General features: G+C 41.4%; 15 protein-coding genes and 1 pseudogene. 2 read left to right on the top strand and 14 right to left on the bottom strand.

Annotated features, from left to right (window positions below):
• Positions 1-46: 46 nt before the first annotated feature.
• Entirely contained in the window at positions 47-1,384 is a 1,338-nt protein-coding gene (locus RWS39_RS04645) for a D-alanyl-D-alanine carboxypeptidase (RefSeq protein WP_390896042.1), read from the bottom strand.
• A 105-nt stretch (positions 1,385-1,489) separates the two neighbouring features.
• A complete protein-coding gene (nagB, locus tag RWS39_RS04640) occupies positions 1,490-2,197 on the bottom strand; it encodes a glucosamine-6-phosphate deaminase (protein WP_314481008.1) in 708 nt (235 codons plus the stop codon).
• 317 nt (positions 2,198-2,514) lie between these two features.
• Between nagB and queA the strand changes: the two genes are divergently transcribed.
• Both queA and RWS39_RS04630 read left to right on the top strand, forming a co-directional pair.
• On the top strand, positions 2,515-3,543 hold the full coding sequence (gene queA, locus RWS39_RS04635; RefSeq protein WP_005590760.1) for a tRNA preQ1(34) S-adenosylmethionine ribosyltransferase-isomerase QueA: 1,029 nt from the start codon (positions 2,515-2,517) through the stop codon (positions 3,541-3,543).
• Positions 3,544-3,556: 13 nt separating this feature from the next.
• Positions 3,557-4,027: an arginine repressor gene (locus RWS39_RS04630; RefSeq protein ID WP_005590761.1), complete on the top strand. Its 471-nt coding sequence runs from the start codon at positions 3,557-3,559 to the stop codon at positions 4,025-4,027.
• Between the two features lie 81 nt (positions 4,028-4,108).
• Here RWS39_RS04630 and RWS39_RS04625 read toward each other — a convergent pair whose 3' ends face one another.
• From RWS39_RS04625 to RWS39_RS04570, 12 genes and pseudogenes are all read right to left on the bottom strand, one after another.
• A complete protein-coding gene (locus tag RWS39_RS04625; RefSeq protein ID WP_314481004.1) occupies positions 4,109-5,443 on the bottom strand; it encodes a dipeptidase in 1,335 nt (444 codons plus the stop codon).
• Between the two features lie 21 nt (positions 5,444-5,464).
• Positions 5,465-6,979 carry a YfcC family protein gene (locus tag RWS39_RS04620; RefSeq protein ID WP_125405894.1) on the bottom strand — a complete coding sequence of 505 codons (1,515 nt, stop codon included), beginning with the start codon at positions 6,977-6,979 and terminating at the stop codon, positions 5,465-5,467.
• A 212-nt stretch (positions 6,980-7,191) separates the two neighbouring features.
• Positions 7,192-8,139: a carbamate kinase gene (gene arcC / locus RWS39_RS04615; protein WP_045499180.1), complete on the bottom strand. Its 948-nt coding sequence runs from the start codon at positions 8,137-8,139 to the stop codon at positions 7,192-7,194.
• Positions 8,140-8,297: 158 nt separating this feature from the next.
• Positions 8,298-9,314, bottom strand: a complete 1,017-nt coding sequence (argF, locus tag RWS39_RS04610; RefSeq protein ID WP_005590765.1) for an ornithine carbamoyltransferase — start codon at positions 9,312-9,314, stop codon at positions 8,298-8,300.
• A gap of 58 nt (positions 9,315-9,372) precedes the next feature.
• Positions 9,373-10,602 carry an arginine deiminase gene (gene arcA / locus RWS39_RS04605; protein ID WP_005590767.1) on the bottom strand — a complete coding sequence of 410 codons (1,230 nt, stop codon included), beginning with the start codon at positions 10,600-10,602 and terminating at the stop codon, positions 9,373-9,375.
• A gap of 304 nt (positions 10,603-10,906) precedes the next feature.
• Positions 10,907-11,593, bottom strand: coding sequence for a Crp/Fnr family transcriptional regulator (locus RWS39_RS04600; protein ID WP_314481000.1), 687 nt, complete (start codon positions 11,591-11,593; stop codon positions 10,907-10,909).
• Between the two features lie 296 nt (positions 11,594-11,889).
• Positions 11,890-12,669: a YhfC family intramembrane metalloprotease gene (locus RWS39_RS04595; protein ID WP_314480997.1), complete on the bottom strand. Its 780-nt coding sequence runs from the start codon at positions 12,667-12,669 to the stop codon at positions 11,890-11,892.
• Positions 12,670-12,867: 198 nt separating this feature from the next.
• A complete protein-coding gene (locus RWS39_RS04590) occupies positions 12,868-13,920 on the bottom strand; it encodes a serine hydrolase (RefSeq protein WP_390896041.1) in 1,053 nt (350 codons plus the stop codon).
• A gap of 113 nt (positions 13,921-14,033) precedes the next feature.
• Complete coding sequence (gene sodA, locus RWS39_RS04585; RefSeq protein WP_314480993.1) at positions 14,034-14,639, bottom strand: superoxide dismutase SodA; 606 nt, start codon at positions 14,637-14,639, stop codon at positions 14,034-14,036.
• A 91-nt stretch (positions 14,640-14,730) separates the two neighbouring features.
• Positions 14,731-15,768, bottom strand: a complete 1,038-nt coding sequence (holA, locus tag RWS39_RS04580) for a DNA polymerase III subunit delta (RefSeq protein ID WP_314480990.1) — start codon at positions 15,766-15,768, stop codon at positions 14,731-14,733.
• 106 nt (positions 15,769-15,874) lie between these two features.
• Positions 15,875-16,051, bottom strand: a complete 177-nt coding sequence (locus RWS39_RS04575; protein ID WP_314480988.1) for an XRE family transcriptional regulator — start codon at positions 16,049-16,051, stop codon at positions 15,875-15,877.
• Between the two features lie 70 nt (positions 16,052-16,121).
• Positions 16,122-16,377: pseudogene (locus RWS39_RS04570) on the bottom strand (accessory Sec system glycosylation chaperone GtfB); the annotation flags it as partial.

Here is a 16,377-nt window from a genome sequence, read left to right as displayed (position 1 = left end):
TTTAGGAACTGAGCTTTATTTCAGCTTGCAAGCTAAATGCAATCAATTATTTATTTTTCCTAGCTCTTGCTTTAGCTTTTCTCGATTTCCGATTCTCGATATAGAAAATCAGGATAATAATGACAATTGGCAAGGCAATTAACCAGCGGTTGCTCAGCAAGTCACTATACCAAGTTTTATTATTTTCTTTCTTAGTGACTTCTTCTTTGGCAGACTGGGTGACAGAAGCATCTACTTCCTCCACTTTCATCTCATCAGAGATCTTTGGAGAGAGCGTGTATAGATCATTTCCAGCCTTCAAGACACCATGCTCAACTACAGGCTTTGCCTTCGCGTCTTTTTTGATTGTCGCATAAAAATCTTCTGGCAGATTGTAAGTTTTTCCATCAATCTCCTGCTTCCCTTTAGAGAACAGTTTCTTGTACTCGTAGTCAGCATAAGATTTTTCGATCAAGGCATTTCCAAATGGGTGGCGGTAATATTCACCATCTTGGTCAGACCAGTCACCAACACCCATGATGACGCCAATCACGCGCTGATTCCCGCGCTTGACAGTTGCAATGTAGTTGAAAGCACCGTTCGGACTTGAACCCGTCTTCAGACCATCTACTCCCTCCAAAGCGTAGCGAGCACCCGGCAGTGAGTAGTTATAAGTCTCAAAGGTTTCTTCATAAGGCGTACCAGCCTTAACGGTCACTTTGGCCTGATTGGTATAGTTTAAAATATCTGGATAGTTTTTTACAAAATTATAAACTAAAATCCCTAAATCACGCGCAGTTGTTTGGTTGCTAGCGTAGTTATTATATCTCTGAGGAGTATAGTAACCTTTGAAGGAAACTGCCGCAGCACCACTGGCATTAAACCATTTGGTATTGGTCATGCCTAGTTCTTGCGCTTTCGCGTTCATCTTATCCAAGAAAGCATCGGGATCATTATCTGATAAGTAATTTGCCAACATCACTGTTGTTGCGTTAGAAGAAGGGACAACTGTCATGGTAATCAGCTCAGAAACAGTATAACTGACCCCAGCCACAATTTTATTATTGGAAATTTCATAAATTTCCGCAACCGCCTGATCTTGCGGTGTCGCCTTAATCACCGTATCTAAACTGAGTTTTCCCTCTTTAATGGCTTCAAAAACCAAGTACAAGGTCATGATCTTACTCATGCTAGCTGGATCGCGAACCTCATCAATGTTATCCTGCCACAGTATATCGCCCGTATTTCCGTCAATCATCAAAGATGACTTAGGACGATTGATTGCTTGTACATTTTCATTGGGATACATTTTTCGTGCCATATCTACCAATTCATCTGCCGCAGCAGAAAGCGGTGATAGAAAGGCAGACAAAATCAATCCAAACACCAAAAACTTCTTCTTCACATTTATCCTCCAAAAAAATCATTCCTAACTAGTATATCATATTTTTAATCATGTTTTTGATAAATATAAAAAATCCTACCTAAAAATTAGATAGGAAATAGATTGTTAAGCTTCTAATAAACTTAGAGCTTCTTTGTCTGCAATAATCACGACATCTTCATGGCCTTGAAGGGCGCTAGCTGGCACAGCTTCTGTTACCTCTCCTCGGACTGTTCCTGCGATGGCTTGAGCTTTAGAAGCGCCATAGGCAAAGAGAATGATTGATTTTGCATCTAAGATATTCCGAATTCCCATTGAGATGGCTTGTGTCGGTACGTCCTCTATCTTCTCAAAGAAGCGAGCGTTCGCTTGGATAGTTGACTGCTCCAAATCGACGATATGAACAGTGCTATCAAAGCTAGTTCCAGGCTCATTAAAGCCAATATGACCATTGGTCCCAATTCCCAAAATTTGCAAATCTACTGGATGGTCTGCCAAGACTTGATTGTAGCGTTTCACTTCTGCTTCCACATCTTCTGCTGCACCGTTTGGCAAAAAGCTTTCTTTGAAAGGTTTTTCATTAAATAACTGCTCATTCATAAAGTAACGGTAAGACTGAGGATTATCTTCTGAAAGTCCCACATACTCATCCAAGTTTACACTGGTCAGCTCTGACAAATCTAGGTCACTGGCAATGATTTGCTTGTAAAACTCAATCGGGCTACTTCCTGTTGCCAACCCCAATGTTTTGGCCCCCTGAGCTAGCTTTTCTTTCAAGATTTCTAAAGCTACCTTTGCGCCTTCTACTTGATTCTCAACACGAATAACTTTCATTCTGTTCTCCTATTTTTCTTGATTGATTCCTTATTTTATTATATGGTATAGACCAATTTTTGTCAAGTAGATTCCACTTAATTTTTTCAAATTTTACTGAGAGACTTAGCGTCAAATCATGGTATAATAAAAGCATGCTATTACCAATGATTATAATCTTTTTACTAGGAATTGCCCTTTTTACCGCTGGGCTTTTCTTAAAAAAACATCTCGGTTGGCAACTAATTTTTTTATGCCTGGGAATTTTCTTTATCAGTATTCCCTTTTTACTTGCCGCCTACTATATTTGGATCATGAGAACTATTTAAGGAGATAGAATGAATACTGCTGATTTTGATTTTCACTTGCCGGAAGAACTGATTGCTCAAACCCCTCTGGAGAAGCGAGACTCTTCTCGCCTGCTCATTGTAGATCGGGAAACTGGCCAGTTTAGTGACCAACATTTTGACAATATTATTGACCAACTTGAGCCAGGTGATGCCTTGGTTATGAACAACACTCGTGTCCTGCCAGCTCGCCTTTATGGGACCAAACCTGAAACCGGTGGCCATGTCGAGCTCCTACTCTTGAAAAATACCCAAGGAGACTTCTGGGAAGTCCTAGCTAAGCCTGCCAAACGACTCAGAGTCGGAACGCGTGTTTCTTTCGGTGATGGCCGTTTGACTGCCACTGTTACAGAAGAGCTAGAACACGGCGGACGGATCGTTCGCTTTGATTATCAGGGCATTTTCTTAGAAGTCCTAGAAAGTTTGGGTGAAATGCCCCTGCCGCCTTATATCCACGAGAAGCTAGAAGACCGTGAACGCTACCAGACAGTCTATGCTAAAGAAAACGGCTCCGCCGCTGCTCCAACCGCTGGCCTCCATTTCACAGAGGAATTGCTGGATAAAATTGCGGCAAAAGGCGTTAAACTCGTCTACCTGACGCTGCATGTGGGGCTTGGAACCTTCCGTCCTGTATCAGTTGACAACTTGGAAGAGCATGAAATGCATTCCGAATTTTATAGCTTGTCTGAAGAAGCAGCCGAGACCCTGCGCCAAGTCAAGGCAAGCGGCCACCGCATCATTGCTGTCGGCACCACTTCTATCCGAACACTGGAAACAATCGGCAGCAAATTCGAGGGTCAAATCCAAGCAGACTCCGGCTGGACCAATATCTTTATCAAACCGGGCTATCAGTGGAAGATTGTCGATGCTTTTTCAACCAACTTCCACTTGCCAAAATCAACCCTTGTCATGCTGGTATCAGCTTTTGCTGGACGCCAACTGACACTTGAAGCCTATGAGTATGCTATCGCTGAGCGCTACCGCTTCTTCAGCTTTGGCGACGCTATGTTTATCAAATAATACAGGTGAATCTATGAATAAAATCGAAAGTAGGCATCGCCTCATTCGCTCCCTCATCATGGAAAAAAGAGTCCATACCCAGCAGGAACTCCAAGAACTACTGGAAGCAAACGGCGTCATTGTCACCCAGTCTACTCTCTCTCGTGACATGAAAACTCTCAATCTAGTCAAGGTGACCGAAAACGACAAATCCTATTATGTCATTAACAGCATCGCCCCTTCTCGTTGGGAGAAAAGGCTGCGCTTCTATATGGAAGATGCCCTCGTCATGCTCCGCCCCGTTCAGCATCAAGTCGTCATGAAAACCTTGCCCGGACTAGCCCAATCTTTTGGTGCCATTTTAGACGCTCTGGAATTACCCCAGATTGTTGCTACAGTCTGCGGAGACGATGTCTGCCTGATCATCTGCGAAGATAATCAAGCTGCTATCGAATGCTTTGATAAACTCAAAGAATTTGCACCCCCCTTCTTCTTTAGTAAATGACAAAAAAAGAGTTGGAAAATCCAACTCTTTTGTCATTTTTTGCCAAGAAAATTAGTAGAACTAACATCTATCCTAGCAATTTTACTCCCCTGCCAAGCGGAAAATAGTCTCAGCATAGATATCCATCGCACGATAGAGATCTTCCAAAGACGCTCGTTCATTGGCCTGATGTTCCGTCTGCTCTACTCCTGGGAAAAGAGCGCCAAAGGCCACACAATTTGGCATAGTCCGAGCAAAGGTTGCCCCACCAGAGGACATAGCTGGACTAGTATCGCCAGTCTTTTCTTGGTAGATAGCCATCAGGGTGCTGACCAGTTCGCTGTCCTTAGGTACATAAAGCGGAGCCAGATAGTCAAACTCTTCATAGTCCAGCTGGTAGCGCCCAGCAATATCCGCTAGTTTTGCCACTAACTGATCTTTATCCGCTAAGACAGGAATCCGAATATCAATACGGATTTCAGACCTTTCTGAGTTCAGTGTCAGACCTGCAATATTAAAGGAAAGTATGCCAGACGGTTCATCCGAAATATCACCAAATAAACGGCTACCAGTCGCATCTTCTCCCACCGCTTCTGCAATAAAGGCCAGAGCAGGATGAGCTTGTAAAGGCTGCAAAACTGTCGCTAGCCGAACAATAGCATTGATACCTTCAGCTGCATCCTTGGCATGCTTAGGTAGACCGAGAACAGTGACTTGTTGGTCATTTTGCTCGTAGTCAAAAGAAGCTGCCTGCAAACCTGCCACGACCTGCTCTAAAAGCTCCCCTTGATAGCTAGCCTTGCCAGGCACAACATTAAAGGCTGCTCCTGCTTCTAGCTCCAGCTGATCTGAGCCAGTACCATGCAGCTTAACTTGCAAGAGGCCTTTTTCAGCATAGGTCAGAGGGAAAGAAGAATCTGGTGCAAAGCCAAGCGTTGCTGTTTCTTCTAGTTCATTGTACCGTCCCATGCAGCGCCAGAGCGTCTCCTCGTCCGTACCAAAGATAAAACGAACCCGCTTTTTAAATTCAACTCCGCTATCTAACAGAGCCTTAACTGCGTAGAGAGCAGCCATAGATGGTCCCTTATCATCTTGGACACCACGTCCGAAGATCCAGCCATCTTTGATAGTTGCCTCAAATGGCGGTGTCCGCCAATCCGCCTCATCACCTGATGGAACAACATCCAAATGACAGAGAACGGCCAGAAGCTCTGCTCCCTGACCGATTTCTGCATATCCGTAATAACCTTTAGGGTCAAGATAGGTAGTGAAACCTAAGCCTCGACAAAGCTCTAAAGTTTTTTCTAGGACATCTTGGATTGCTTGTCCAAAAGGTGTTCCATTTTCTCCTTCATTGAGTACCGAAGGGTAGGAGATCAAGGTTTTTAATGATGTAAGAAATTCATCTTTAACTTGATTTGTTATATATGTTTTCATGGAATCACCTCACTCACTATTTTATAGGAATGGAATGAACGTTCCAAGGAGAAGAAGGGCGATAGTCACTACAATGATAGCAACTACAAGTTTGCCCATGAATTTCCACCAAGTACCAATGTTGATACGTCCAAGTGCAAGAGCTCCCATCACAATACCAGATGTTGGTGCGATCAAGTTCAAGACACCTGAAGCAGATTGGTAAGCAGTGATGATCAAGCTAGGACGCACATTGACAAATTCTCCGAGCGGAGCCATGATACCCATAGTCGCGCTGGCAAGACCAGATGAAGATGGGATCAAGAATGACATAGGCAGATAGAAGATATAAGTCAAAACGATAAAGACTTGTGAAGACAGACCGCTCAAGCCTTCTTTACCCCAGTTGAGGATAGTATCTGTAATCATACCATCGTTCATGATAACTTGGATACCACGGGCAATTGCTACGATCAAGGCAACACTGAGCAAGTCAGCAGCACCATTCATGAAGGCAGAGATAATCTTGTCTTCTTTAAGACCATAAACAACACCAATAAGGATACCCATAAAGGCGAAGAGCATTGCTCCTTCTGGGAAGTACCAAGTACCCAAAGCAGCTGTAGATGAACCAATAATCTTACCGATAACTGGAAGACCAGTCAACCAAGTGTTGAAGTTATCAAAAACAGTTATCTTCAAGTCTGTCCATGGAATGAAGCTCAATACCATCAAGACAAAAGTAAGAACAAAGAGTACGAAGACATGTTTTTGTTTCTTAGTAAGAGTTGAGTTGACATTTTCTTCGTCTTCACCAACATTGAAGAATTTCATATCTTCATCACGTGTTGCATAAGTGAGAGACTTAGTTGGATCTTTTTGGATCTTATCAGCATACTTGTAAACGAACCAAGTGCTAAGACCAGTTAAAGCAAACCAGAAAATCAAACGAAGGATAATCCCTTCACCAAGACCTACACCTGCAGTTGATGAAGCAATACCTGTCGCAAATGGGTTCAAAGTAGATGCCAAACATCCAATTTGTGAACCGAGCAAGATAATGGCAACCCCAGTCAAGCTATCAAATCCAACAGCCATCATAACTGGCACAAGGAGAGGATAGAAGGCCATGGTTTCTTCACCCATACCATAAGTTGTACCACCGAGGGCAAACAAAGGCATGAGAACCAAAATCAACATTTTTTCGCGGCCCTTGTACTTCTTCACAATAGAAGCAATACCAGTGTCTAGCATACCAGTTTCATTGACAACACCAAGGAAACCACCAACCATGAGGATGAAGAAGGCTACATCGATCGCTGCACTTGTTTCCTTAATCAGCGAGCCTTCCTCTGGATGAGTACCTAGCATAGCCCGAATCGGTGCCATGAGAACATCCCAAATCCCTTGCGGATTTTGAGGTTGGGCTTTATAAACACCATCCACAAAGGCACCTGCAGGGATGATCCAAGTCAACACTGCCATAATAGCAATGATTATCAACAAGACGGTGTAAGATGAAGGCATCTTAAACCCTTTTTTAGCTTTTTCACTCATTTGTTTTTCCTCCTAATGTCTAACAAAGTGCAAAAAACCAACCACTTTCTTAAATAAATATTTAAGAAAAACGCTTTCTATTTATATTTATTTTACCACATTAAGGTCTAAAAAACTAGTATTTTTTGAAAATATCGCACCTATTTTCAAGAAATATTCCTAACTTGATATAAAGACGTTAGAAATACTATATATTTTACTAGTAAAATAGCTTATTCTTTTTCAATAATTGTTCCGCTTTCAGATTCGATCAAAGCGCCAAGATTTTCAAGGGAAGTAATAACTGCTTTTCCTTCTGGACGACCGTTGACAAAAGCGATAGCTGCTTCTACTTTTGGAAGCATGCTGCCAGGGGCAAATTGGTCTTGTTTGATATATTCTTCCAGCTGAGCAACATTCACATGTTCCAACTTTTCTTGGTCTGGTTTGTTGTAGTTGACAAAGACGTAATCTACACCAGTCAAGACGATGAAGAGGTCAGCTTCGACTAATTCCGCCAAGCGTTGAGAAGCAAAGTCCTTATCAATAACAGCTTCAACACCAGCCAAATGACCGTTGTCTTCCTTGATGACTGGGATTCCGCCACCACCAGCAGCAACGACCACTTGACCAGCATTCAAGAGGGTACGAATTGTTTCGATTTCCTTGATATCAACAGGTTTTGGTGAAGCAACGACCTTGCGCCAACCGCGACCAGCATCCTCTTTGAAAGTCGCTCCGCTCTTTTCAGCTTCTGCTTTTGCTTCTTCTTCTGAATAGAAAGGACCGATTGGTTTGCTCAAGTTAACAAAAGCTGGGTCATTTTTATCGACAACAACTTGTGTCACAACTGAAGCAACATCTTTTTCGATGCCTTCATCCAAGAGAGCATTTTGCAAGGCATTTTGCAGCCAGAAACCGATGCTACCTTCTGTCATAGCAACAAGTGAATCGAGTGGGAAAGCAGGGTTCTTTTCAGAATCAGCAGCCAAGTGTTGGAGCAAGAGATTTCCAACTTGAGGACCATTACCGTGAGTGATGATCAAATCATCCCCATTTTTGATCAATTTTACAAGGTGCTTAGCTGTTTCCACCAAAGCTTCCTGTTGAGCTTTTGCTGATGGATCAGAAGAAAGAATCGCATTTCCTCCCAAAGCCACTACAATTTTACGATTTGCCATAAATTCTCCTTTATCACATTCAATTGAATGCCTTTAGATTTCTGTTTAATATTTTTTCAAATTTTTATAAGAAATAACAGATTTCCATCATATAAAAGAGGACTGGACTAAAGCTATTAGTCGCAGCCCTCATAGCTGTTGGTATTACGGTTTATAAATTATACTTTTGGAATGTAAAGGTTGCCGAGTGTAGCAGCCATAACAGCTTTGATTGTGTGCATACGGTTTTCTGCTTGGTCAAAGTGGCGAGCGTATTTGCTACGGAAGACTTCGTCTGTTACTTCCATTTCTTCTACGCCAAATTTTTCAGCGACATCTTTACCGTAAACAGTATTTGTATCGTGGAATGCTGGCAAGCAGTGCAAGAAGATCAAGTCTTCATTGTCAGCTTTCTTCACCAATTCCATGTTAACTTGGTAAGGTTTCAAAAGTGCAACGCGTTCTGCGAATTTATCTTCTTCACCCATAGATACCCAAACGTCTGTGTAAAGTACATCTGCACCTTTAACAGCTTCGTCTGCATCTTCCGTGATGAGGATGTGTGCGCCACTTTCTTTCGCAAAGCCTTCTGCCAATTCAACAATTTCTTTTTCTGGGAAGAGTTCTTTTGGTGAGAAGATGTGAACGTTAACGCCAAGGATAGCTCCTGTTACGAGCAAACTATTAGCAACGTTGTTACGTCCATCACCACAGTAAACCAATGTCAAGCCTTCCAAACGACCAAAGTTTTCTTGGACTGTCAAATAGTCAGCAAGCATTTGAGTTGGGTGCCATTCGTCAGTCAAACCATTCCATACTGGAACACCTGAGAATTCTGCCAATTCTTCAACCATGCGTTGGCTGAAGCCGCGGAATTCAATCCCGTCAAACATACGTCCCAATACTTTAGCAGTATCTTCTGTAGATTCTTTCTTACCAAGCTGAATATCATTAGCACCAAGGTATTCTGGATGTGCACCAAGGTCAATAGCTGCTGTAGTAAAGGCTGCACGCGTACGAGTAGATGTTTTTTCAAACAAGAGGGCGATATTCTTACCAGCAAGATAGTGGTGCTGAATATTGCGTTTCTTTAAGTCTTTCAAGTGAGCTGAAAGTCCGATTAGGTATTCTAATTCTGCACGAGTAAAGTCTTTTTCTGCAAGGAAGCTACGTCCTTGGAATACTGAATGTGTCATTCTGTTATTTCCTCTTTCTAGTTATTAAATTTTCTATTGATAAATTGTCGAACACGAATTAAACTTCTTCACGTTCAAATGGCATAGACATACAACGAGGTCCACCACGGCCCCGAACCAATTCACTTCCTCGAATCTTGATCAAGCGAAGCCCGTATTCTTCCAAAATCTTGTTGGTTACAGTATTGCGGTCATAAACCACTACCACACCAGGAGCGATAGTCAAGGTGTTAGAACCGTCATTCCATTGTTCACGTCCAGCTGCTACGATATTGCCGCCACCGCAACGAATCAAATGAACTTTTTCTACGCCAAGGTTTTGAGCCAGAAGCTCAGCCAAGTCACCTTTTTCTTCAACGATCTTCAGTTTTTCGTTTTCATAAGTAACGGAGTAAACGCGAAGGTCGCCTTCGATTTCTGGGTGAATGGTGAACTTATCATAGTCGACCATAGTGAAGACAGTATCCAAGTGCATGAATTTACGGTTGTTAGCAAATTCAAATGCCAATACTTTCTTGAAGCCAACATTCTTCTTGAAGATGTTCACCAAAAGTTTTTCGATAGATGCTGCGTCTGTACGTTGAGAAATACCAACTGCCAATACATCTTTAGAAAGAACTAGTTCGTCCCCACCTTCAATACGAGTATCTTCTTCACGGTTGTAAACCAATTCCACTTTTCCAGCGTATTCTGGGTGATATTTGAAGATGTATTTACCGTAGAGAGTTTCACGGTTACGAGTATCTGCAAACATGTGGTTGAGCGATACAGCATTACCAATTGTAGCAAATGGATCGCGTGTGAAGTAAAGGTTTGGCATTGGATCAATCGCAAATGGATAATCTGATTCTACCAAGTCAGTCAGACCTTTCGCTTCGTCAGGGATTTCTGGCAATTCAGCTTTTTGAACCCCTGCCATTGTTTTTTCAACCAATTCTTGGTTGTCCTTGATACCATGCAGCAATTCACGAATAGCTTTCTTCGTTTCGCGTCCACGAATATTTGCTTCTTCCAAATATTCTTCGATGAACTGTTCACGAATTTCTGGAGAAATCAAGGATTCAGCAGCCAATTTTTCGAGATAAAGAACTTCAATTCCTTCATCACGAAGAGCTTGAGCGAATGCATCGTGTTCTTTTTGAGCATCTTCCAAGAAAGGAATGTCATCAAAAAGAAGACGTTCTAGGTAGTCCGGTAGCAAGTTTTCCAGCTCTTTGCCCGGACGGTGCAACATAACTTTTTTCAGTTTTCCAATTTCTGAGAAAACATGAATTGGATGTGTAGACATCTATTGTCCTCCTTTTCGTTGAGGTTCGGTTTCCCAATCCCTTTTATGCTATTATTCTATCATAGATTGGAAAGGCTTACACCTAAAATCTTACATTACAAATGCTAAATCCTTTGCGTTTTTTATAAAACATTATGATATTTATTTATTTTAAAGCGTTTTCTTTGCATATTTTGGTTGTTCTATTATTTTTAGGAATATATATTTTTTTGTAAAAAATATATGTTCAATTAATATTAGAATATGATCAGAAAAAACTTTTAAATGTTTAAAAATGTTTGAAAAAAGCCAATCAAATGATTGATTAGCTTCCTTCAAAATATCTCATAAAGTAATCCTTATTCTTAAATGTCAATTTTTTATGCTCGTAGTCAATCACTCCTTCTTCTCTTAGTTTTTTTAGAACCTGATTGACTGTTTCACGTGTAGTAGCTCCTAGCTTGGCCAACTCTTTCATACTCATTGGAAATGGAAGTGTATCCTGCTCTTTACACAGATCCATGCATAAAATAGATAAAGACTGGGTCACGCGATCCGTCGCACTTGCCGAGACAACATTCCGCAAGCGTAATTCCTGGAACTCTAAAATTTGTGATAAACGCTTGGTGATAAATAGTAGCTGATCCACGTTCTTTTTAGAATAGTCTTCAAACAAGTCCATCGGAATGCTGAAGTACTCTACATTGGTAACCGCACTAGCTGTATAATGATAACGCTCGTCGAAAAACATGCCCCCATAGGGAAACACACTATTCATTTTAACATAGTCCATATATGAAAAAGTATCAGTGGAATCGTACTGCTCGATACGAACATAGCCTCGATGCAGGAGGAAAAGACGATCCCTGCGATCCCCCGAAAAGAAGATAATCTGTCCCTTGGGAATCTTGCGAAATTGAATCTCAATAGCAATCTTATCAAAAATTTCCACAGGAAAATGTGCAAATGCTGGATGCCGTCTAATAATCTGATAATGTTCCTTATTGATCATAATACCCCTTCTTGCTCACTACTAGTATTATAGCATAAATCCGCTTCCAAAAACAGAAATTATTAGACTATTTTATTTTAGTAAAAAGAATAATATAAAAGTGAATCAGTAGCAATTGAGCTGTACTCGCTTTCTCCGAAAATTCGTTTTAAACATTCTCTCAGAACTTTTTAAGTACTCCTGCCAAGCACATTAAGAATCTTTTTCCAACGAAAGAGAGGCTAGGAATTTTTTGTCCTAACCTCTCCTTACTATCCAATCTCGTTTAGGCTCTTACCTACTTTACTTGAGCCTTATTAAGCATTTTTGCTCTTGGTATTAAAAATTGATAACGATAGAAACTTCTTAGTCAGAAATACCAGAGCAAGAAATTCTACCAAAATAATCACTTCAACCAGAATCGGCTGAGTCAGCCATCCAACTTGAACCAGAGCAGGAGCCAAATCAATCAAAGCATGAAAGCCCAGAGCCGCAAGAAAATAGCTCATTTTTTTGTCTTTGACAGCCGTCCAAACCCAGAAAGTCAAGAATACTTGGATCGCAAGTGCTAAAATCCGCTCGAAAGCCAGTAAGTAAATTTGACCTGCCTGTAGTTTTTGTACATAAGAAATCGTCACTTGGGGTAATTGCGCTAGCAAGGTGCTGCCCCCTTGGCTGACTAGTTGAGCGAGGACAAACAGACTCAAGAGACCTGAAATACCTATGAAAAGAGCTTCGATCCCGCCGTGTCCTAAACCATAGGCCAGACTATCACCAATGGTCAGGGAACGCTTCTTTTGCAAATATCGAAAAATCACATAGCGCGCCGTTTCTTCAAAGATGGCCGCCGTTGCAATTCCATATAGAACATAAAGCAAGGGAGCGTTTTTCATTAGAGCAATTGTCCCATCAGCCTGAGGCTGTAGAACCAAGCGATGGAGGAGATTTTCAAAAATCTGACTAGACAGATAAAATCCAACCCCTCCCAAGAGGAAAACAAGCAGGGAAATCTGCTTGGTCTTTTTAAAATAAATTACCGGAATAACTACAGCGGCTAAAATCAGCACCATAGCAATCAAAATATGCGTTTGAAGCATGAAATCGTCTCCTCAACTATTAAAAGTTTTACTAGAATTATACCTTTTTCCTCCCAGATGTCAATCCTCTAAAAAAGCTGGGCAGAAAAGTCACATTCAGAACAAAATGCGAGGATCAATCTCACATTCTATATCTATTTTTCTACAAGATAACCTGATTCAGCTGGTGCATTACAAGACCAAGCTGCTGGGCTGGTTTTAGTTCATATTAACCCGGTGCCACTCATTGATGATATAGGCAATTTGACCGACCTGATCAATACCAACTCCACTAATCTCCTCACTGGCTTCTGTGCTGCCACCTAGATAGGCTGTATAAAGTGCCACAATATAAGGCTTCTCCTCCATAACAATAGCATCAACATTGAGAGCTTCCCTAACATAGCCAGGCTTTTGATAGATGGTCAAATCATAAAGATAACGTTTGTAATATTCACCTGGGAAGGACACACCGATAAAATAAAGAATATCCTTGTATTTTTCTTGATTATTCCACAAATACTCTAGAACTTGAATATAATAGTCCGTTGTTGTTTTATTTTCGCCGCTGATCGTCTTGATTTTAGCTTTTGACCGACCATACCTTTCAAACATGCTGTAGGCCTTGTCCATCCCACCCAGTCGCTCTGCTAACGCATAAGCGGGCGTATTTTCAGAGTAAACCAAGGAATACTCCTGCATATCTGGGATAGACATGGCGCCATTGAAGGCCGCTACATAGTTATCATGTTCTCCTTTGTATTCATAGCTGGTGTTGGTAATATCAAACCGCTCTTCCAGCGATAATTTTCCTGCTGCTACCTCATCAACAACCAACATATTAAGGGGAAGTTTATAAGTAGAGCCCGCTGTCATAGGCTGGGTATCATTCATCGCATAAGCTTGCCCACTCGTCAGATCTTTATAAGAAAAAGCAATCTGCGAAGAGTCAATTCCCATGTCATCCATGTAAGCCTGAACAACTTGTGGCAGCGTCATATTCGCATAATCGTAAGATAAACCAAAGGCTTCCATGGTCGGAAGGTCTTGCTCCATCACCTCTTGCTTCTCTTCCATTGTCTTGCTAGCACGCGCAGTCGCCTCAGATTTTGTTTCCTCTCCTTCTGTAGACTGTGAAGAAGCGATTGCTTGACCTGCTTCTGCTATCTTTTTATCAGCTCGCTGTGGTTCCACCAAAAGACCCAAACAACAAATAAATAAGAAAACTCCACCGAACCAGCAAGTCAGTTTCTTTATGTCATTTTTAATCAAAGTATTTCTCCTAATATTTTAGTATTATAAAAGATTCTCATTAAAATAACAAGTAGAAAGGGCCATTTAAGGGCATTTAAAAACGAATCATTGCGATCCGTTTTATAATTCTATTATTTAGCTGCTGCGTAGAGTTCATCCACTTTGTTCCAGTTGATAACTGAGAAGAAAGCCTTGATGTAGTCAGGACGCACATTGCGGTATTTCACGTAGTAAGCATGTTCCCAAACGTCCAAGCCTAAGATTGGTGTCTTGCCTTCTGAAATTGGTGTATCTTGGTTCGCTGTTGAAGTTACTTCAAGTTTCCCTTCTTTGTTGACAACCAACCATGCCCAACCAGAACCGAAACGAGTTGTTGCTGCTGCAGTAAAGGCTGCTTGGAATTCTTCGAATGAACCGAATGTCGCATCGATCGCTGCTGCAAGTTCTGCTGAAGGAACTGTCTTTTCAGGCGTCATCAATTCCCAGAAAAGAGCGTGGTTCAAGTGTCCACCACCATTGTTGATCACTGCCTGACGAATATCAGCTGGGATAGACTCAACATCTGCCAACAGTTTTTCTAAATCTTCACCAATTTCAGGGTGTTTTTCAAGCGCCGCATTTACGTTATTCACGTAAGTTTGATGGTGCTTGTCATGGTGAAGGTGCATTGTTTCCTCATCGATGTAAGGTTCCAAAGCGTCGTATGCATAAGGTAGATCTGGTAAAATAATTGCCATTTACTTGTCCTCATTTTCTTTATTATTATACAAATCATAACGTAAAAACGCACATTTTTCAACTATTTTGCTTATAAATTTTGCTAAGCTTTTAGAAGTTTCCTGTTGCGATTTTCAGCAAGGCAAGGTCAAAAAGGTAATCCTTGTCATAAAGGCCAGACTTGATCTGGTAGTCCGCTTCAATCAAACAGGTCAGGGTTCTTTTCAGAAAGCTGAGGCTAAGCCCACGCGCATCCTTGAGTGCAAACTTGACTTGGAAGGGATTAATCTTGCGGCCTAGATAATCTGATAAATCCGCCACGATTTGACTTTCGGAGCGGCCATTGTCCACTAAAATCTTGACCTGAGTAAACATCCGAAACTGGCCTAACATGATGGCAATCAACTTGATTTCATCTTCACCCTGCAGGGTCAGATCGCGCACCAAACTCCGTGCGGCATCAATTTGTTTCTGTAAAATCAGCTGGGTCAAATCAAAAATGTTGTCTTGCAAGGTTTTAGGAATCGCCTCAGCGATGTCTTCTATACTGACTTGCCCCGACTCCTTATAAGACTTGAGAAAAGCCAAGTTTTTACTGATTTCGCTGAAATGAAAGCCTGATTTGATCAGCAAGTGGTCAAAAGCCTTTGGAGCAAACTCCAGACCTTCAAGCTGGGCCTGTTTAGCAAAATACTGGCGTAAATCTGCTTCCTTAATCTCAGCCGCTTCAAAAATCTGTCCGTCGCGCTTGAGCATCTTGACTAGTCGGCGTTTGCTGTCCAGCTTACCTTCCGCAAAAATGACCAATTTGGTCGTACTACTAGGATTTTCCAAATACTGCTCAAAGGACTTGAGCTCTTCATCCGATAAATAGCGCTTTTTTGCTGTCGTTAGATCCGCAAAATGATCTAAAATAATAATCTTTTCATCCGCAAAAAAAGGCAGGCTGACTAAATCCAGTTCCACATCTGGATAAGGCGTTTCTTTCATATCAAACAGCATCACATTCAAATCTGCAGGATCGTAGTGAATCTGCTTCAGAAACTCATCTTTTAACAGCTCATATTGCCCCAAGTCATCGCCCGTCAAAATCGTTAAGCGTGGGAGATTTTCGGGAGTGATTTTCCTAATTTTTTCAATTGCTAACACAGTGGCACTCCCTTCCAATTCCTTGATTCTTAGTCATGTATAAATTGTAACAAAAAACAGCAGGAAAGTCTGCTGTTTTTCATCATTCTAGCCAGAATATTAAGTGCTAAAAGAATTGTCCCAACTGCATGATAATCGTAACCAAGAGGGTGATAAGAAAGAGAATGCCACCTAGAACCGCAATCATACTAAACTCTTGCTTCTCTCTTTTCAACGGTTTTCTACGATTATCTAGTTGCTCTTTGATATGTTCCTGCAGAATTCCCTTTTTCTTCTCTGGCATGATTGTCCTCCCTTACTAAATCTGCATAAAGGAACTTGCCTTCATCGAAAGCAAGTTCTCATGTATCTGGTTAAAGAATGGTCTTATATTGCTCCAAACTAGCTTGATTAGCAGCCTGTTTCTGTCTAGCAAGTGCTGCTTCCATCTCTGATGAGTAAGCAAGGACAGCTTGAATCTTATCCACCATGGTTGAAACATTTTCTGGCGCGTAAATGTGATCATCCGCAATAAATCGACGGCTATGACAAGTGTTTGTGAAACTGAGAATCAACATGTTGTTCTCAAAAGCTGTGCGACATGCATTGAGGATTTCATCGCTGATATTG

It is taken from the genome of Streptococcus cristatus, assembly GCF_963529205.1.
GTDB classification, from domain to species: domain Bacteria; phylum Bacillota; class Bacilli; order Lactobacillales; family Streptococcaceae; genus Streptococcus; species Streptococcus cristatus_O.
Note: the sequence above shows the minus strand (reverse complement) of the source record. Positions and strands in the feature narration are given on the sequence as shown.